We start from the raw sequence: 14183 nt of genomic DNA on the forward strand, positions 1-14183 counted from the left end.
TTAAACCAGGCGGCGTTTGACTGCTGGCGTATTTGAATTTAGCGCGAGCCATAACGGTTTAATCCGCAGCAATGCCGCTTCCAGCTCCGCTGGCTCCAGCGAAAAGGGCATACGTAAAAAGCGGTCAAACGCCCCCGATAAGCCAAACCGCGTCCCGGTTCCCAGGTTAATCCCGATGATTTCTGCCCGTGCGGCAAGCTGTGTCGCCAGCATGCCAGGAAGTTCGATCCAGTAAGATAGTCCGCCCTCCGCCTCATGAAACGTCCACTCCGGGAAATGTTCTCGCAGCAGGTTACTGCATCGATCGCGCCGTTCCGCCAGCATCTTGCGGCGAGCGGGCAGAAAACGCTCGCTGTTGTCGATAAGCCACAGCGTTGCCAGCTGCTCAAGCAGCGGCGAGCCTAAATCCAGCGTATCGCGCGTCTGGGCGAGCGTGGCGATAGTCCGCGAGGAGGCGCGGATCCAGCCGAGACGCAGCCCGCCCCAGAAGCTTTTTCCGGCAGAGCCTAGCGTAATCACGCTGGCCTGTGGGTTAAACGATGCCAGCGGTGGCGGCGGTGGCGAATCAAACCAGAGATCGACCATCGTTTCATCCACGACCAGCGCCGTGCGGGTCTGGGCTGCTATATCAGCGATTGCCTGACGGGTGGCGATATCCATGCATCGACCGGTTGGGTTGTGAAAATCTGGCATCAGGTAGGCCAGGCGCGGCGCGGTCTGGGCAAGCGTAGCCGCAAAGCCATCCGTATCCCAGCCCGTTTCCGGCAACGACACTCCTACTGGCCGACACTGTGCCCCCTGAATAGCGGCAATCGCCAGCGGATAGGTGGGGTGATCGACCACGACGCGATCCCCCGGTCCGGCCATCATCCGCAGCACCAGCGCGAACCCGCTGACGGCACCGTTGACCACCATCACCTCGTCTGCCCGGGTGGGAAGACCTCGCGCGGTATAGCGCGCAGCGATAGCCTCCCGTAGCGCCGGCAGCCCAAGCTGCTCGTAGCCCGTCAGCGAGAGGTGTTGAGTAATAGCCGTCAGTGCATGGGTGTAAGCCTGGTGGATCTCCGGCCCGGCGCTGAGGGCGGCAGTGGAAAGATCCAGGGCGACGCTCGCTGCGGAAAGGGTGGGAACGGCGCGTGCATCCGGGAGGATGACGCGCGACCCGCTGCCGTGGCGGCTTTCAAGATAACCCTCTTCACGCAGGTGGGCGAGGGCGCTGCTGACGGTGGTTCGGCTGACGTTCAGCGCCGTCGCCAGCTCACGCTCACCCGGCAGGCGCGTATGCAGCGCCAGCCGGCCATCAAGGATTAATAAGCGCAGCGCGTCAGCCAACTGGCGCCAGAGCGGAGTGCGGGATGAAGTTTGCTGCCAGTGCCCTAAAAGGCGTACCAAAGACTGGCTTCCGAAGCGGCGTGATGACATAAGCAGTCCACTATTTAAAAACTGGACATTAATCTTAGTGCCATTTTAGGTCAGGATGAAAGTCGGGTTCACTGGAGAAGATAAAAATGGTACGTCGTCTGCTACAACTTTATGTCGGTTTAGGGCTGTATGGGCTTTCCACCGCGATGTTTATTCGTGCGGATTTGGGGGTCGATCCGTGGGATGTGTTTCACCTTGGCGTGGGAATACAGTTGGGGATGAGCATCGGGACGGTGATCATTTTGACCGGGGCTGCGGTGCTCTTACTGTGGATCCCACTGCGTCAGATGCCCGGTCTTGGCACGATCAGCAACGTGATTTGTATCGGTCTGGCGGCGGACGCCAGCATGGCGCTTATCCCCGAACTGAGTTCGTTATCCGTGCGCATCGCTTTCCTGGTGTCGGGCATCGTGATGAACGCGATCGCCACCAGCATGTACATCGGGGCCGGTTTCGGGCCTGGTCCGCGCGACGGCCTGATGACCGGCATTCACGCCCGGCTGGGGTGGTCCATTCGCAGCGTGCGTACCTCCATCGAAGTGTCCGTCCTGCTGATTGGGTGCGTGCTGGGTGGCTCGTTTGGAGTGGGAACCGTGGCGTATGCTCTGACCATTGGCCCGCTTATCCAGCTCTGTTTGCCCTGGTTCCGCCAGAAGCCGCGCGGTGAGAAAATGACGCAGCCGGAGCGGGTTGTTTAATTTGCGAAGCGCTCACATGTTTTAACGGCGTCGCTGTGTCAGAATAGACGCTTCGAAAATCGCGATGCCAGAACGCATGAAAGCAATCACTCTTTATGATGTCGCCCTCCTTGCGGGGGTTTCTTATCAGACCGTTTCCCGCGTGATTAACGACGCGGAGCACGTCTCTGCCCGCACGCGGGAAAAGGTGCAGCAGGCAATGGCGGAGCTGCATTACGTTCCCAACCTGCGGGCGCAGCAGCTGGCGGGGAAACGCACCCGTACGCTGGGGCTCATCACCACCGATCTGGCGCTGCACGCGCCTTCGCAAATTGTCTCGGCGGTAAAATCCCGGGCTGCAGGGCAGGGGGCGAGCGTCCTGATTTCCATGGTGGAGCAGCCGCAGCAGTGTCAGGCGGCGCTTCAGGCGCTGCTGGCGCAGCGGGTAGACGCGCTGCTGGTAAATGTGCCGCTTGACGATCCGCACGCCGAAGCGCTCAGGTCGCTGGCGACGCCCGTCCCGGTGCTGTTCCTCGACGTGTCACCTTCAGCGCAGGTAAATAGCCTCGTGTTTAACGCCGAGGAGGGGGCACGGCTGGGCGTTGAGCATCTGCTTTCGCTGGGGCATCAGCATATTGCCCTGCTGAGCGGGCCGGAAAGCTCTGTCTCTGCGCGCGCGCGTTTGGCGGGATGGAAAGCGACGCTGGCGCAGGCGGGTCTTGACGCGGCTGCGGTGGCCTACGGCGACTGGAGCGCGGCCAGCGGCTATGAGAAGGGACATGTGCTGCTCTCGGGGGCGGTACTGCCGGATGCCATTCTGGTGGCGAACGATCAGATGGCGCTTGGGGTAATGCGCGCCTGTGCGGAAAAAGGGATAGCTGTTCCTGGCCAGATATCGGTGGTCGGGTTTGATGATACAGCCGACAGCGCCTGGTTTTCTCCGCCGCTGACGACCATTCGTCAGGCGTTTCGAGAGGCGGGCGAGCGCAGCGTGGAGTGGCTTCTGTCCCCCAGCGGGGGGAGGAATGCTGGCAGGTTCAGCTGCCGGTAACGCTGGTGACCCGCCATTCCAGCGCGCGCCGTACCCCGCAGCAGGCCGAACGCGAGGATCTGGCGCAGCAGCTCAGAAGCCTGGCCCTCCTTGCCGGGCAGCTTGCCCGCAAATAAAACTTTGTGATCGGACTCGCTACCCCGCGATTGCGTGCTTTACCGTCGCCGGGTGCCAGGGCATGTTAACCAAAATTGTGAGCGCTTCGCAAAGAGGTTAATATGCCCAACACTTTATCGCTGACTCTCAGCGCCATTCTGGCCCGACGGGACTGGGAAAACCCGGGTGTCACCCAGTGGAACCGTCTGGAGGCACATGCGCCGTTACACAGCTGGCGTCTTGAACAGCCTGCCCTGGATGATGCTGCATCCGCCAGCAGACGCTCCCTCAATGGGGTGTGGCGATTTAACTACTTTTCTGCACCCGAACAAATCCCGGAGGCGTGGGTAACCGAAGACTGTGCGGACGCCGTTGCGATGCCCGTGCCGTCGAACTGGCAGATGCAGGGGTTTGACACGCCCATCTACACCAACGTCACCTATCCTATCCCCGTTAATCCGCCTTTTGTGCCGCAGGAAAACCCAACCGGCTGTTACTCGCTCACATTTGATGTGGATGACGCGTGGCTTCAGAGCGGGCAGACCCGCATCATCTTTGACGGCGTGAACTCTGCGTTTCATCTGTGGTGCAACGGGCGGTGGATGGGCTATTCCCAGGACAGCAGGCTGCCTGCCGAATTCGATCTCTCGACGGTCCTGCGGCCCGGTGAGAACCGCCTGGCGGTCATGGTGTTGCGCTGGTGCGACGGCAGCTATCTGGAAGATCAGGACATGTGGCGCATGAGCGGTATTTTCCGCGATGTGACGCTACTGCATAAACCCGAAACGCAGATTGCCGATTATCGCGTGGTGACGGACCTGAATGCGGAGCTGGACCGCGCGGTGCTTAAGGCAGATGTCGCGCTGGCAGGGGCGGGCTTTGCAGACTGCGAGGTGGTCTTTACCCTGTGGCGCAAGGGTGAAAAATGCGCCAGCGTTTCCCGGCGTCCGGGATCTGCCATTGTGGACGAGCGCGGCAGCTGGGACGAACGCTTAACGGTGGCGATCCCCATTGACCGTCCCGCGCTCTGGAGTGCTGAAACGCCGGAACTGTATCGCCTGACGATGGCGCTTCTCGGCCCGCAGGGTGAGGTGCTGGAGGTTGAGGCGTGCGATGTGGGCTTCCGCCGCGTTGACATCAGCAACGGCCTGCTGAAGCTTAACGGTAAGCCGCTGCTGATCCGCGGGGTTAACCGACACGAGCATCACCCGGAAAACGGTCAGGTGATGGACGAGGCGACCATGCGTCGCGACATCGAAATCATGAAGCAGCATAACTTCAACGCCGTTCGTTGCTCGCACTACCCGAACCATCCGCTGTGGTACCGGCTTTGCGATCGCTACGGGCTGTACGTCGTTGACGAAGCCAATATTGAAACCCACGGCATGGTGCCGATGAGCCGCCTCGCTGACGATCCGCGCTGGCTGCCCGCCATGAGCGAGCGCGTGACCCGCATGGTGCAGCGCGATCGCAATCATCCCTCAATTATCATCTGGTCGCTGGGTAACGAGTCCGGCCACGGCGCGAATCATGATGCGCTGTACCGCTGGCTGAAAACCACCGATCCCACGCGCCCGGTGCAGTACGAAGGCGGCGGGGCGAATACGGCGGCGACCGATATTGTTTGTCCGATGTACGCCCGGGTCGATTGGGATCAGCCTTTCCCGGCGGTGCCTAAATGGTCAATCAAAAAATGGATCGGTATGCCCGACGAAACGCGTCCGCTGATCCTCTGTGAATACGCCCACGCGATGGGAAACAGCTTCGGCGGGTTTGCGAAATACTGGCAGGCGTTTCGCAGCCATCCTCGCCTGCAGGGTGGGTTTGTCTGGGACTGGGTCGATCAGGCACTGACGAAGAAAGACGAAAAAGGCAACGCGTTCTGGGCCTACGGCGGGGATTTTGGCGATACGCCGAACGATCGGCAGTTCTGCCTTAACGGACTGGTCTTCCCCGATCGCACGCCGCACCCGTCGCTGTACGAGGCGCAGCGCGCCCAGCAGTTCTTTACCTTTACGCTGGTCAGTACCTCTCCGCTGGTGATTGAGGTGCAAAGCGGCTACCTGTTCCGCCCTACCGATAACGAGGTGCTGAGCTGGACGGTTGCCCGGGACGGAGACGTGCTGGCCGCAGGTGAGGTGACGCTCGCGATAACGCCTGAAGGCGCCCGGCGTCTGGAACTCGACCTGCCGGAGCTGAAGGCCGGGCCGGGTGAAATCTGGCTGAACGTTGAGGTTCGCCAGCCGCTGGCAACGCCGTGGTCACCGGCAGGCCATCGCTGCGCGTGGGAGCAGTGGACGCTTCCCGCTCCACTCTTTATTGCACCGTCAGCCTCTACGGGCGAGCCGCCGGTTTTAACGCAAAACGATCGCATCCTGGAGGTCACGCATCGTCAACAGCGATGGCAGTTCGATCGCGCATCCGGAAACCTGACTCAATGGTGGCGAAATGGCGTTGAAACGCTGCTTTCACCCGTGACGGATAACGTCAGCCGCGCGCCGCTGGACAACGACATTGGGGTGAGCGAAGCGACGCGCATCGATCCAAACGCGTGGGTTGAACGCTGGAAAGCGGCGGGCATGTACGATCTCACCTCGCGCATGCTGCACTGTGAGGCAGAGCAGCATGCGCGTGAGGTGGTGGTTACCACGCTTAATGTCCTGGAGCATCGCGGCAGGGCACTGTTCCTGAGCCGTAAAATCTGGCGGGTGGACGAGCAGGGGGTTCTGCATGGCGACATTCAGGTCGATATTGCGTCTGATATCCCGGAGCCCGCGCGCATAGGCCTGAGCGTTCATCTCGCTGAAACGCCAGAAAAGGTTGACTGGCTGGGGCTGGGTCCGCATGAAAACTACCCGGACAGAAAGCTGGCGGCGCAGCAGGGGCGCTGGACACTGCCCCTGGCAGACATGCACACGCCGTATATCTTCCCGACGGAAAATGGTTTGCGCTGCGATACCCGCAAACTTGTGCTGGGTGCGCATCAGCTGAATGGCGCGTTCCATTTCTCAGTGGGCCGCTATAGCCAGCATCAGCTGCGTGAGACAACCCATCATCATCTGCTGCGGGAAGAGCCGGGGTGCTGGCTCAACCTCGATGCGTTTCATATGGGGGTGGGTGGCGATGACTCCTGGAGCCCCAGCGTTTCGCCGGAATTTATCCTGCAGACGCGCCAGCTTCGTTATACCTTTAGCTGGCAGCAGACTCTTACCTGACCAGAGAGGCGGCCACCGGGCGTGGCCGCCTGCTTACGCCAGAATGCCGCTCAGGCCATGCAGGCTTATGTAAATCCCTACCACGATAATCAGCGCGGCGGAGATCCACGGCGCTTTGCGGGAAAGTTCGCTGAATCCGGGCCAGCGTTTTGTCGCGTGCTTAAGGCTTAAGGCGGCAATCGCGCCGGAAGCGACCAGCGTTAACGCCAGACCGATGCTGAAGCTGAATACCAGCGTCGCGCCGAGCGCAAAATGCTTCAGCTGCAGGCAGATCAGCAGAACGGTGATGGACGCCGGGCAAGGGATAAGCCCGCCGGTCAGGCCAAACATCGCGATCTGTCCTGTCGTCACGTTTTGTCCGTTAAAGCGCCGGTTGATATCCTGCGCGTGCGCGCGCTGGTGGGCGTCCTGCCACTCCTCTTCAACCAGCGGGTGTTCATGGTGATGATCATGGTGGTGGTCATGGTCATGATGGTGGTGGCAATCGTGATGATGATCGTGTGGCCGGCTCTCTTTCCAGGTTCGCCACGCCATCCACAGGGCGATTGCAACGATCAACACCCCGGAGATCAGCTGGAACCAGGGTTCAGACGTATGTGCGTCCCAGCCGCGGCCAAACCATAGTCCTGCCATGGCAATGATCCAGACTACCGCCGTATGGGAAAGCGTAGCCGCCAGACCGAGCAACACCGCCTGCTTCAGCGTGCCGCGGATAGCCACGATAAAGGCAGCCATCATTGTTTTTGAGTGGCCCGGCTCCAGGCCATGCAGCGCACCGAGCAGGATAGCGCTGGGAACAAACAGCCAGGCATTACCCTGCTGCAGGAGTGAAGCAAAATCGTTCATTGAAATTTCCAGTATGGAAAGCGTGCGCAAATAGTACTCCCCCCCAGTAGTTTAATACTACCCCCAGTAGTTTAATACTACCCCCCCGTAGAAAAATACTCAGGGGGAGTAGAGCGTGATATGCTTCAAAAGCCAAAAATGAGGGAGACAGAGATGTCACATACCGTTCGCGATAAGAAGATTTTATTGACTCGCCTGAAGAAAATTCAGGGGCAGAGCACCGGGCTGGAGAAAATGCTCAACAGCGATCATGAGTGCGCCGAGGTGTTACAGCAACTGGCGGCGATCCGTGGCGCGGTCAATGGCATGATGATGCAGGTGATTGAAGGGCATCTTACCGATCATGTCGTGAAAGAGCCCGAAGAGGCGCAGCGTGAAGCCGATCTTGGCGTCGTGCTGCAGGTGATCAAATCCTATCTTAAGTAGAGCGCGTGGCGAGGTTGTTCTCTGCCCAAAGGATAAATTCCGTCCTGGGCAGCGCCTTACTGTAGAACCACCCCTGCCCATACTGCACACCGTGGCGGTGCAGCCAGGTAAGCTGCCCTTCGGTCTCCACGCCTTCCGCCACCATTGCCAGCTGCAGCGACTTCGCCATTTCGATAATGTGCGGCGTTACGTTTTTGTACTCCAGTGCATCCACGAACGATTTGTCAATTTTTAGCGTGTCGACATCGAGATGCTGCAGATAGCTGAGGCTGGAATAGCCCGTGCCAAAATCATCAATGTAGACAGGGTGGCCCGAACGGCGAAACGCGGCGATAGCCGGCGCGCTGATTTTGGGGTCGGCAAAGCCACGCTCGGTTAACTCAAGGGCGATTTGTCGGGGATGAATCTGCCACTTATTCAGGAGTTGACTCAGTAAAGGCGGCAGATTACCGGAGGTCAAATCGGCCGGGGCGAGGTTGATGGAGATATGCTGATCGGGGTGGAGCTGCAGCCAGTGGCCCATATCTTCAAACACTTTTTCCATAACTAACTGCGTCAGCTGCGAGATGAGGCCGGTTTGCTCGGCAAGCGGCACAAATATATCAGGCGAGAGACTGCTTCCGTCTGGCTGGGGCCAGCGCGCAAGCGCTTCCGCACCCACGATTTTTCCACTGCACAGCGCCACGATAGGCTGATAGTGAACCACAAAATCGCGGCTGTTAATGGCGTCCAGCAGGCGATTGCGCGGCGACTGGATACGTCGCAGGATCCGCAGGACAAACAGTGCCGCCAGCAGGCTTATCAGGACGCCAAACGGCAGCCAGAAAAGCAGCTGTCGGTGCCAGCTTTCAGCCAGGGGGGTGAGCGATGCCCACGTGACGACACTAAATCCAAGCTCAGGTACCGGCTTCATCACGTACATGGAGCCCTTGTACTGAACGCTGGAGACGCCTCGATCGTTGATCCGATCGCGGATATGCGGATCAAGCGTGTTACTGCTGGCGAAAATAAGATGCGTTGCGCTTCCCACCAGAGCGGCATCAATGGCAATCGCCCCGAAAGGGATCACATCCACAAGCGAGGCAGGATCGACCAGAACAAGGTAATGGCCCTTCCCGAGCACGGCCATATAGCGGTGAAACCCAAGATCGTTCTGTGCGGTAAGCCACGCGCTGTAGCCATCTTCGGTGATACGCATGGGAGGAGGATAAGCGGCGGATTTACTCGCCTGCTCAAGCGAAGAGCAGAGGGGTTTGAGGTTGTCGATATAGATCACCTCCTGGATATAGCGCCACGAGAACGCGACCCGACGTATTTCCCTCAAATGCAGCGGACTACAGGGAACGCCCTTAAATCCCTGCAGGTGATTTAACGCTTCTTTAGCCTGATCCACGACTCTGTCGGTGCGCATCAGCACCCGAGAAGCATAGCTATCCAGCGCATCAACAAATTTCTCTTCTGCCTGGCGATGGGCAAGCCAGATGCTGAGGCAAATGGGAACCAGCACGGAAAAGATAAGTACGCCAGTCACCAGACTGACCAGATGTCGGGTTTTCATGCTGTCGTTTCCTTTCTCATATGCCCGAATCCGGACGCTGAGTTTCCTGCCTGAAGAGAAAGATTTTACCGCGAAATGAAATAGTTATAGCACGTGGGGGCAGGGTTTTCATGTTATCTAAAGCAAATCAGAAAATATCCTCAGGAGAGAGAGGGTTGTTTTTTCAACCTTGCCTGGATATTATTTTGTTATGTTATAACAAAACACAAAGGGTTTATGATGAAACCAAACATCCATCCAGCGTATCGCACCGTGGTATTCCACGACACCAGTGCCAATGAATACTTTAAAGTGGGTTCAACCATTAAAACCGACCGCGAAATTGAGCTCGACGGTGAAACGTATCCGTACATCACTATCGAGGTTTCTTCAAAATCGCATCCGTTTTATACCGGTAAGCAAAAAACGTTTTCCACGGATGGCAGCGCAGCGCGCTTCCGCAAGCGTTTTGGCGGTTTTCTTAATGCGAAGCGGGGCTAACCATGCAGGTGCTTAACTCATTGCGCAGCGCAAAACAGCGTCACCCGGATTGCCAGATAGTCAAACGCAAGGGACGCTTATACGTGATTTGCAAATCTAATCCGCGCTTTAAGGCGGTGCAGGGACGTAAAAAAAGACGCTAGACTCGCGTTTCTCGCCAGCTTTCCAGGGATCTTTTCTGTTTGCCATCGGCAGTAAAATTGTCGGTGGCAAGCCAGCCTTCAAAGGCGCTCGCCAGCGCCGGCCACTCTTTGTCGAGAATCGAAAACCAGTCGGTATCCCGGTTACGGCCTTTTATGACCAGCGCCTGGCGAAAACGGCCTTCAAACTGAAAGCCCAGACGCAGTGCCGCTTTGCGTGATGGTTCGTTCAGGCTGTTGCACTTCCATTCATATCGCCGGTAGCCCAGGGTATCGAACGCGTACCGCATCAGCAGATATTGCGCTTCTGTTGACATGGGCGTGCGGCTTAACAGCACGGAGAAGTGAACGTGCCCCACTTCCACAACGCCGTTTTTAGGATCGATCCGCATCAGGGCCAGCGTCCCGACGGGGGCCTGGGTCTGATTATCTATAACGGTAAAGTGCATCGGGTCAGATAACTCACACACGCTTGCCACCCATTCGGCAAACTCAGCGGCCGTGGCATCGGGTTCGCGCAGTAGCCACGTCCAGCTGCGGGTGTCTCCGGCCAGAGCATAGGCGGAGAACAGCGCCCCGGCATGCTCCACGCGCAGCGGTTCAAGCCGACAATAATGCCCCTGCAGTACTACCCGGGACGGATGAGGGCGAGGCTGCCAGTCGGTAAGGGCTTCACCCACAGGTTGTCCAAACTCATTGAATGTCTTCATCTTTATTTCCGTGACGTTGAGAAGAGTTCCAGATTAGAAAATTACTGGTTCCTTAAAAAGAACCACTCAGCTATGTTTTGGTGGTACCACAAGGAGATGAGATGAACATACCGGGCGATGAACTTTATACCTTGCTCTATGCTGCGCTTAAAACGCGTGGGGAAGAGACGCTCCAGCGCGCGCTCTATCTCGCTTTGCGGGAGGCCATACTGGGCGGAAGGCTTCGGTCCGGCAGCCAGCTGTCCGGCTCGCGAACGCTGGCGCAGCAGCTTTCCGTTTCACGGAACACCGTCAATGCGGCGCTGGACCAGCTCACGCTCGAAGGCTATTTGCTGCGTAACCGTCAGGGGACGCGGGTGGCACAATTCGCCCATCGTGCCAGCCCGCGGGTTCTGACCGATCCAGAGGTCAGGCTGGCAAAACGTGTCGTCCAGCTGCCTGCACCTGTGCCGCGCGACACCCCGGTGATGGCCTTTACGCCGGGAACGCCCGCCATCAACTATTTCCCCTTGCCGCTGTGGCGGCGATTGTACGATCGCGTCCTGCGGGAAGAGGGGAGCGCTCTGCTGGGCTATGGCGACCCGGCCGGTGAGCCGTCGCTGCGGGCAGCCATCGCCCGTCACCTTGCGCTTTCTCGCGGCATTGACTGCGACGCCAGCCAGATTGTGATAACCGAAGGGGCGCTGGAGGGCGTCAATCTGTGCACGATGCTGTTAAGCGAGCCGGGGGATGTCGCCTGGGTGGAAAATCCCGGCTACAGCGGGGCCAAAAGCGCCTTCGTCAAAACCGGCCTTGCGATGACCGGCATACCGGTGGATGACGAGGGAATGTGCTGGGAAGGGCTGCATGCGCCTTCACCTGCGCTCGTTTTCATTTCGCCGTCGCATCAGTTTCCTTACGGGAGCGTGCTCAGCGCGCGGCGGCGTCTGGCGCTGCTGGAACTGGCCCGCCAGCACAAGGCGTGGATCATTGAGGACGATTACGACAGCGAGTTCCGCTATGTCGGCGAGCCCGTACCGGCGATGCTGGGCATGGTCAACAACGCGCCCGTTGTGTATCTGGGGACGTTCAGTAAAACGCTGTTTCCGTCGCTCCGAATGGGGTTCATGGTGTTACCGCCAGCGCTGGCGAAAGCAGCGCGTCCTGCTATCGGCTCGCTGCTGCGCGGCGGGCACCGCGCAGAACAGCGCGCCCTGGCGCTGTTTATCGAGGAGGGGCACTATGCCCGTCATCTTGCCGCCATGCGTCGCCTGTATCGTAAGCGTTACCGCCAGCTGCGGGAGGTGCTGAGCGCAGAGCTTCATACTCCGCACCGTGTTCTTGCCGGAGAAGGGGGAATGCACCTGACATTGGCAATTGACGGTATCGACGACCAGCGGCTGGTAGAGAAAGCGAGGGCATTTCAGCTGGCACCCGCTGCGCTGAGCGGCTATTACCTGGAGACGAAGCAGGGGCAAACCGGCCTGGTTTTAGGTTACGGCAACACCTCTGCTTCGCAGTTTGCGCCGGGTATCCGACGCCTGCAGGCGTTAATTACGCAGCAGCAGAGCGGGAAAGGGTAAAAACATCATAAAAAGAGAGCTGGCCTTTCGTTGCGACCATTTTCTGCAGCTTCTCTTTGTGCACGGTTTCGACAGCCGGAGAGTGCAGGATGCTGTCGATAAGCTCATTTGGCACAAAACGCGTGTTGTACCATTCGCCGTTGTAGCAGACCCGGAAATCGAGGACGTCGATATCTTCGTAACGGTAGCGGGGATTCACGTCGAAAAAGAAAAAGGCGTTAAACACGACAAACAGCACCACCAGCAGCCAGACGGAGTCCACCAGCGTTTCGGACTTCAGCATGACAATCAGCGTCGCCAGCCAGGCGGCATACATGGCAACAAACAGCCCGGGATGTTTGCGGATAAAGCTAATGCTAAAGCGCGGGCGATTGTCTCGCTTTTCGCGGTGGTTAAGATCGTCGATGGTGGCGGTAAGCAGGCGCTGTATCTCGGTCATTTTTGGCCTTTTGAGAGTTGACAATACAGGGTATCTGCCAATTTTAGGGGAGCCATCCGACTGAAAAAAGTAACAGTCGGGCGCTAAAAGACCATAACAGTTGGCTCCCCGGATCGTTACAGCGTTTTGATGATTTTCGCCGGGTTGCCGCCCACGACGACGTTAGCCGGCACGTCTTTCGTCACGACGGCACCGGAAGCCACAACCACATTATCCCCGATGGTGACGCCTGGGTTAATGACCGCACGTCCACCAATCCAGACATTATTGCCAATGGTGACGGGCTTACCAAACTCCACTCCGCTGTTACGTTCTTGCGCATCCAGCGGATGGGTGGCCGTATAAATATGAACGCCCGGCGCGAGCATGCAGTTGTCGCCAATATGTACAGGGCAGACATCCAGCATTACGCAATCGAAGTTGGCGTAAAAGTCTTTGCCCAGATAAATGTTATATCCATAGTCACAGCGGAAGCTCGGCTCAATATACGCCCCTTCGCTTTGTCCCAGCAGTTCCGCCAGAATATTCTGGCGTTCTGTTTTTTCGTCAGGCGCGGTGTGGTTATAGCGGTGAAGCAGATGGCGCGCCCGAAGCCGGTCGGCGCGTAACGTCTCATCACCAGGGCGGTAATGTTCACCTGAAATCATCTTCTGTTTTTCTATGCTCATCGGAAACCTCTCTGGATGTTATTCCTGAAGGGTAATCGCAACGGGCGTTAAGGGGAACGTTCCCGGAAGGCCGATGTGACCAAAGTCACAACATTGTTGCTGATGAGCGCGTTTAACACGGAGACCTGGCTTTCGCGCAGGGAGCATAACGGGACAGGTGAATACAGCTTATAACGTGGCGTAGAACCTCTACAGACACACTTCAAAGATTAACGGACAAATTTCCATACAGAAGTAGGGATTTTGTCATACAGCTTATTCATCGTTAGCTCTGCAAGGCGATGGTCAGCGGCTGAATAAAATACCGCCAGTTCATTATCAGAAAGCTCGTATTTATTCTTTTCAATGACGCGTTCAAGGGTGTCAATTGACTGACAACGTCGTAAGCGCATCAAATAATCGATTTTTGTGAGTGGTTTATCAGACATAAATTCACCTTAGTAATTGTAATAATTTTAACAGGAAAGACTAACCGGGTTAGCTCTGCTCACGTTGACGAAACAGCGGAATAGCCGGTTTCCCGATTTACGCCATTTTTGCAAATCCTGAGTGTTAATGCCGTAACTGCTGAACAACATAAAGGTGTCGTCCAGGTATTCATCAATTTGCTCAATGAGCTTATTATCTTCATTGTACTTAATTTTATAATTAAGTGCGAAGGTAGCGATATGCTCTATCAGCTCATTCAACTGTAAATTGATGGCAGACGTTGGGTCATTTACCCAGCCATGGTTGCTTTCATCAAGATTGGCAAGGCAGTCATGGTACAAGGATTCGCAGAGAAATTTCAACTGCGCGATATCATGCCTTTTTGGCGAGTACTCGTCCATAGCGCATCCCCTTCTGAGTGATTTCTTACTCACCGAACATCATTGTCGGGATGGATACATCTG

At 57.4% G+C, this 14183-nt stretch carries 14 protein-coding genes and 1 pseudogene; 7 read left to right on the forward strand and 8 right to left on the reverse strand.

What is annotated here, in order from left to right:
- Nucleotides 1-1422 carry a PLP-dependent aminotransferase family protein gene (locus ACMGGH_RS10680; protein ID WP_048961232.1) on the reverse strand — a complete coding sequence of 474 codons (1422 nt, stop codon included), beginning with the start codon at nucleotides 1420-1422 and terminating at the stop codon, nucleotides 1-3.
- 86 nt (nucleotides 1423-1508) lie between these two features.
- On the opposite strand from ACMGGH_RS10680, the gene ACMGGH_RS10685 reads away from it, so the two are divergent.
- The 3 genes and pseudogenes from ACMGGH_RS10685 (at nucleotide 1509) to ACMGGH_RS10695 (ending at nucleotide 6461) form a co-directional block, all read left to right on the forward strand.
- Nucleotides 1509-2120, forward strand: coding sequence for a YczE/YyaS/YitT family protein (locus tag ACMGGH_RS10685; protein ID WP_028012178.1), 612 nt, complete (start codon nucleotides 1509-1511; stop codon nucleotides 2118-2120).
- Between the two features lie 76 nt (nucleotides 2121-2196).
- Nucleotides 2197-3266, forward strand: a pseudogene (locus ACMGGH_RS10690) (LacI family DNA-binding transcriptional regulator).
- A 102-nt stretch (nucleotides 3267-3368) separates the two neighbouring features.
- Nucleotides 3369-6461 carry a beta-galactosidase gene (locus ACMGGH_RS10695; RefSeq protein WP_232948762.1) on the forward strand — a complete coding sequence of 1031 codons (3093 nt, stop codon included), beginning with the start codon at nucleotides 3369-3371 and terminating at the stop codon, nucleotides 6459-6461.
- Between the two features lie 33 nt (nucleotides 6462-6494).
- Here the strand turns inward: ACMGGH_RS10695 and ACMGGH_RS10700 are convergent, their stop codons facing one another.
- A complete protein-coding gene (locus ACMGGH_RS10700) occupies nucleotides 6495-7307 on the reverse strand; it encodes a nickel/cobalt efflux protein RcnA (RefSeq protein WP_232948763.1) in 813 nt (270 codons plus the stop codon).
- A gap of 153 nt (nucleotides 7308-7460) precedes the next feature.
- Between ACMGGH_RS10700 and ACMGGH_RS10705 the strand changes: the two genes are divergently transcribed.
- Nucleotides 7461-7733, forward strand: a complete 273-nt coding sequence (locus tag ACMGGH_RS10705; protein WP_232948764.1) for a metal-sensing transcriptional repressor — start codon at nucleotides 7461-7463, stop codon at nucleotides 7731-7733.
- Here the strand turns inward: ACMGGH_RS10705 and ACMGGH_RS10710 are convergent.
- Nucleotides 7726-9291: an EAL domain-containing protein gene (locus tag ACMGGH_RS10710; protein ID WP_232948765.1), complete on the reverse strand. Its 1566-nt coding sequence runs from the start codon at nucleotides 9289-9291 to the stop codon at nucleotides 7726-7728. The genes ACMGGH_RS10705 and ACMGGH_RS10710 overlap by 8 nt on opposite strands.
- Before the next feature lie 219 nt (nucleotides 9292-9510).
- Between ACMGGH_RS10710 and ACMGGH_RS10715 the strand changes: the two genes are divergently transcribed.
- Both ACMGGH_RS10715 and ykgO read left to right on the forward strand, forming a co-directional pair.
- Nucleotides 9511-9771 (forward strand): type B 50S ribosomal protein L31, encoded by a 261-nt coding sequence (locus ACMGGH_RS10715; protein ID WP_006176933.1) that lies wholly within the window; start codon nucleotides 9511-9513, stop codon nucleotides 9769-9771.
- Between the two features lie 2 nt (nucleotides 9772-9773).
- On the forward strand, nucleotides 9774-9914 hold the full coding sequence (gene ykgO, locus ACMGGH_RS10720; RefSeq protein ID WP_003859006.1) for a type B 50S ribosomal protein L36: 141 nt from the start codon (nucleotides 9774-9776) through the stop codon (nucleotides 9912-9914).
- Here the strand turns inward: ykgO and ACMGGH_RS10725 are convergent.
- On the reverse strand, nucleotides 9911-10621 hold the full coding sequence (locus ACMGGH_RS10725) for a GNAT family N-acetyltransferase (protein WP_045259912.1): 711 nt from the start codon (nucleotides 10619-10621) through the stop codon (nucleotides 9911-9913). The genes ykgO and ACMGGH_RS10725 overlap by 4 nt on opposite strands.
- A gap of 101 nt (nucleotides 10622-10722) precedes the next feature.
- Here ACMGGH_RS10725 and ACMGGH_RS10730 point away from each other — a divergent pair, with 101 nt between their 5' ends.
- On the forward strand, nucleotides 10723-12183 hold the full coding sequence (locus ACMGGH_RS10730; protein WP_232948766.1) for a PLP-dependent aminotransferase family protein: 1461 nt from the start codon (nucleotides 10723-10725) through the stop codon (nucleotides 12181-12183).
- Here ACMGGH_RS10730 and ACMGGH_RS10735 read toward each other — a convergent pair.
- The 4 genes from ACMGGH_RS10735 to tomB form a co-directional block, all read right to left on the reverse strand.
- The gene (locus ACMGGH_RS10735) at nucleotides 12155-12622 is read right to left on the reverse strand and encodes a YlaC family protein (protein ID WP_059354006.1); all 468 of its coding nucleotides are present in this window, start codon (nucleotides 12620-12622) and stop codon (nucleotides 12155-12157) included. The two genes, ACMGGH_RS10730 and ACMGGH_RS10735, sit on opposite strands and share 29 nt — an antisense overlap.
- 116 nt (nucleotides 12623-12738) lie before the next feature.
- Nucleotides 12739-13290 carry a maltose O-acetyltransferase gene (gene maa, locus ACMGGH_RS10740; protein WP_028012187.1) on the reverse strand — a complete coding sequence of 184 codons (552 nt, stop codon included), beginning with the start codon at nucleotides 13288-13290 and terminating at the stop codon, nucleotides 12739-12741.
- A gap of 209 nt (nucleotides 13291-13499) precedes the next feature.
- Nucleotides 13500-13718, reverse strand: coding sequence for an HHA domain-containing protein (locus tag ACMGGH_RS10745; protein WP_008499287.1), 219 nt, complete (start codon nucleotides 13716-13718; stop codon nucleotides 13500-13502).
- Nucleotides 13719-13745: 27 nt separating this feature from the next.
- Nucleotides 13746-14120: an Hha toxicity modulator TomB gene (tomB, locus tag ACMGGH_RS10750; RefSeq protein ID WP_028012188.1), complete on the reverse strand. Its 375-nt coding sequence runs from the start codon at nucleotides 14118-14120 to the stop codon at nucleotides 13746-13748.
- Between the last annotated feature and the right edge of the window lie 63 nt (nucleotides 14121-14183).

This window comes from Enterobacter sp. BNK-16, from assembly GCF_048684955.1.
In the GTDB taxonomy this organism is placed as follows: domain Bacteria; phylum Pseudomonadota; class Gammaproteobacteria; order Enterobacterales; family Enterobacteriaceae; genus Enterobacter; species Enterobacter bugandensis.